This window comes from Metalysinibacillus jejuensis, assembly GCF_003057615.1.
Lineage (GTDB): Bacteria > Bacillota > Bacilli > Bacillales_A > Planococcaceae > Metalysinibacillus > Metalysinibacillus jejuensis.
The window spans coordinates 1-315 of record NZ_QAFW01000208.1 but is presented as its reverse complement, the minus strand read 5'-3'; the positions used below and the strand labels follow the sequence as shown (position 1 = coordinate 315).

Genomic DNA, 315 nt, shown 5'->3' with positions numbered 1-315 from the left:
ATTTTTTAGTCGAAGGGAACCATTTATCAATTTTCACAAGCTGTTTCCCTTGTTCTTTTAGCTTGTACGATAAGAATGTAGTGAACATGCCCCAACCATTGTCGTGAACGCTTTTACCAAAGTGAAGGGCTTGAGACATTCCTTTCATGTCCAAGTCCTCGATGATAACAGCGTCATAGGTTGTTGCTAATTCTTTTGATTGATGGTGTAGAAAGTTCTTACGTTGATTGGCTGTTTTTTCTTGTAGTGCAGCCACTTTCAAACGTTGTTTTTCCCAACGTGCAGAACCTTTCTTTCTACGAGATAGGATGCGTT

Annotated in this window: 1 protein-coding gene; it reads right to left on the bottom strand. The window is 39.7% G+C overall.

Annotated features, from left to right (window positions below):
- Positions 1-315: RNA-guided endonuclease InsQ/TnpB family protein (locus tag DDE80_RS14900; protein WP_153060959.1), on the bottom strand; the 315-nt coding region annotated here is incomplete at both ends.